Genomic DNA, 3468 nt, shown 5'->3' with positions numbered 1-3468 from the left:
AATTCTTTAATTTTTTGGCAAAACACAGACCTTTTCTCTGGATCGGATGATTGAGAGTTTTTTTATATGTCTCTCCTAAACGCTGTTTTGCATATCTTATACCAGAAGCACTGATTTTTAACCTCTTAGCCCTTTCATAGTACCTGTCTGGAAATTCTTTTGTATAATTTCTCTTTGTCTAATTTTGTCCGTGATTTATTTTTTTTGTTTACTCCTTCAAGAGTTTTGCTCCATCTCACTATTGCTGATTTATATATGCAAAATCTAGCGGCTACTTTTTCAGAAGCTTTTAACCAAAGATAGCATGATTAATTTCCAAAGTTTTATTAATATGAAGTACCGCAAAAATAAGCAGTGTTCCCTCTAGCATTTCAAGTGATCGCGTGTTTGCAAGGGGGGGGCGAAATCTTGAAAACCAATGGCGGTGTCGAGCATTATTTGGTTCAATGGAAAAGGTTTTATCTTGCCCCTGAAAGAGGCGGTTGCTTGGAATAATTTTATTAAAATCTGCCCAACGATCTGCGCAATAAAATAAAATTTTCTATTTTTTTAATCGTTCAAAAAGTCGTTTGAATGTTTGATGCGAGTGATCGCAAAATTTCCAATCGAAGAGCCGTTTTCCAGCACGATCATAGGATTTAAAAATCCAAGCTTTAAAAATCCAAATTTTTTTTCTTTTTTTTGAATAATGCCAAAATTCATCGACTTCCATGACAATACCTTTGTTTTCTGGAGATAGCTCAATTCTTTTGAGATTGGGGATCCTTTCTGGATTTGATATATACGTAGTATTTTTTGCAAAATTCTTAATGTGTTCTATTTTTTTATCAGCTGTGATACTTTTTTGAGAAATGATTTTTAACATAGCGTTAAAAACCTCAGCTACTATTTTTTTCTTATTTGTAAAGCTATCTTTAATTTCTATTTCAGATAGAGAGACTTCTGAATCTTGTGCTGAATTTTTTCTGGTCTGATCAAAAAGAGCTCTAACTGTAGAAAATACTGATCTAATTTTTTTAATATTTTCTTCTTCAAAAGATATTGCTTTGGCTTTATCTGGGCTAAGATAAAACAAAATACGTTTTGCGCATAGACTTGATCCTAAGGTGCCCGCCCACTTCAAAACAGAGGTCGCGCTGACACCAAAACGTAGGGCAATTCAGTTCATTGACAGGCCGCTTGCGTATAAAACGAGGGCGTTCAGCTTGTCTTTCTCAGGCACACCTCGTGAAATTTTTTTCACATTTTTTACATTTGTACCGCTGAATCCATCGAACAAAACCGATTTTAAAACACTCCGAACATTCACAAAATTTACATACAATCATTTTTAGAGACTTTTAAAAGAATTTCTTTACCAGTTCTAACAAAAAAGATCTTTAGTTAAAGGATTATATTTTTTTCTTCATTAAAAAAAATCAACATTACAAAGCAAAATGCTTAGTATCCGTTCAATACTTTCAAGAAAAAGTATTTTGTAATTATCAAGTTCATCAAGATTAAAATATTTTCTTACCGGTGCAGAGATAAAAGATATCTTGTTTGGACTTACTGTAGAATATTTTTTTTCAATCTGTTACATTTATAATATCAATAAGTATGAAATTAATTATGCAGCATTTAGAATTTGAAAGCGTGGTAGTAAAGCTTCAAGATCAAATTGAAGCACTTAAAGGTATTTCTGGAGATAAAATCAAAATTCAGACTGAGATTCTGCGCCTAGAAAAAAAACGTAAGACATTGCTATCAAATCTGTATAAAAATCTTACTGCATGGCAAAAAGTTCTTGTTGCACGCCATGAACAGCGTCCAAAAACTTCTGCCTACATCCAACAGTTAGTGCAAGATTTTTTTCCCTTGTGTGGAGACAAAACCTTTGGGGACGATATGGCAATTCAGGCAGGAGTGGGACGATTTTATGGAACAACTGTGCTGGTGATGGGGCATGAAAAAGGGCACGACACGGAAAGTCGACTAAAACATAATTTTGGAATGCCTCATCCTGAAGGGTATAGAAAAGTGTTGCGCTGCATGGATTTTGCTCAAAAATTTGGTTTTCCTATCCTGACTTTTGTGGATACTGCGGGTGCTTATGTGGGAACAGAAGCAGAAGAGCGAGGACAAGCCTATGCCATTGCTGCCTGTCTAGAGAAAAGCTTTTCTTTAGATGTTCCCATTATTTCTGTGATCATAGGTGAAGGCGGATCGGGAGGAGCTATTGCCTTAGCTACTGCCAATAAAATTTTTATGCTAGAACATTCTGTTTATTCTGTTATTTCTCCAGAAGGGTGTGCTTCAATTTTATGGAGAAGCCGTGATAAAAGGGAAGAGGCCGCAGTAGCACAAAAATTAACTGCTCAAGACCTAAGGACGTTACAAATAATTGATGATATCATTCCAGAGCCTTTAGGAGGGGCGCATCGAGACCCCCATTCTACGATTTTCGCTGTGGGAAGGCACCTTAATTTTGCGCTACAAGAAACGTATGAAAATGCTAAAGCAGATCGTCGTACAAAGTTTCTAGAAATAGGTCGACAGTTTGTTTTAAAACCAAACCATTACGATTTATCGGACGGTAAAATTAGTGAGAATAGAATCTAAAGATCGTAAATACCATAGCATTTAATTGATAAAACAATTAAGGCCCGGTCTTCAATTAAGTTGATTTTTTCTATATTTTTTGAGAATTTAATAAAAATTTAAAAGAGAGGTGTTTTAAATAAGACGTTAAGCTACGGAGATGATCAGTGGGATAAAATAAAGGATCCTTTTCCTGGAAAACGAAGCATTAAAAAAAGACACGAACCAGGCCATTGGAGGTTTAAATACAAAGATCTATGCAGGCTATACTAAATCAAACTGAAAGTGTTGGACTAATGCGTTGAAAGTTGTCATTGACGCGGTTGACAAGATCCATGGCGATGTTGTCCCAGGTTTGGGGGGTATAGGGAGGAACAATGCACCTCAATCCCTCTTTCTTTTGCTGTTTTTTGGAGGGGTTTGCTTGTAGGGTCCTTGATCCAAGATCAGGTGAATGTTAGGCGCCTTTGGATAAGCGTCTTTCAGAGGATCAAAAAACCTCTTCAAGGGGGAGCTATTCAAGGGTTCTAAGGATACCACCCATCAAATCCAATGCTCCCATCAGGTTCATGCGTGTCATGGGAGGTGCCTGACAAGTAATTTTCGTTGCCATGGTGGGGGGCGCCATCACCAAACATCCGGCGGTGTTGTCATCACCGTCTCATAATAATTAATAAACGCTTCCTGCTTGGCTGCCTTTTTAAATGAAAAATTATGGGCGTGCAGCCATAGGGTTCAAGAACATGAGCCGCAAATATCGCTTGCTTTCATATACGCTATGGCTTTCCAAATGTGCGATAAGTTCTGCTGTTTGTGAAACATTCCGCTTGCTCACAGAGCCCTTGCTTTACACCATTAACTTTTGATCTTCCTTATACTCTTCTACGA

The 3468-nt window shown here is 36.9% G+C and carries 4 protein-coding genes; 2 read left to right on the top strand and 2 right to left on the bottom strand.

Going from position 1 to position 3468, the window contains the following annotated elements; all coding sequences use genetic code 11:
• Nucleotides 1-541: 541 nt before the first annotated feature.
• Nucleotides 542-1123 (bottom strand): IS1 transposase, encoded by a 582-nt coding sequence (locus K737_RS11145; RefSeq protein ID WP_024161307.1) that lies wholly within the window; start codon nucleotides 1121-1123, stop codon nucleotides 542-544.
• A 36-nt stretch (nucleotides 1124-1159) separates the two neighbouring features.
• Nucleotides 1160-1309 carry a helix-turn-helix domain-containing protein gene (locus tag K737_RS09515; protein WP_152531002.1) on the bottom strand — a complete coding sequence of 50 codons (150 nt, stop codon included), beginning with the start codon at nucleotides 1307-1309 and terminating at the stop codon, nucleotides 1160-1162.
• A 302-nt stretch (nucleotides 1310-1611) separates the two neighbouring features.
• Between K737_RS09515 and K737_RS04125 the strand changes: the two genes are divergently transcribed.
• Entirely contained in the window at nucleotides 1612-2601 is a 990-nt protein-coding gene (locus K737_RS04125; protein ID WP_023491232.1) for an acetyl-CoA carboxylase carboxyltransferase subunit alpha, read from the top strand.
• A 280-nt stretch (nucleotides 2602-2881) separates the two neighbouring features.
• Nucleotides 2882-3010, top strand: coding sequence for a hypothetical protein (locus K737_RS11455; protein WP_268743859.1), 129 nt, complete (start codon nucleotides 2882-2884; stop codon nucleotides 3008-3010).
• The last annotated feature ends 458 nt before the right edge of the window (nucleotides 3011-3468 follow it).

Source organism: Holospora undulata HU1 (assembly GCF_000388175.3).
Taxonomy (GTDB): domain Bacteria; phylum Pseudomonadota; class Alphaproteobacteria; order Holosporales; family Holosporaceae; genus Holospora; species Holospora undulata_A.
Note: the sequence above shows the minus strand (reverse complement) of the source record. Positions and strands in the feature narration are given on the sequence as shown.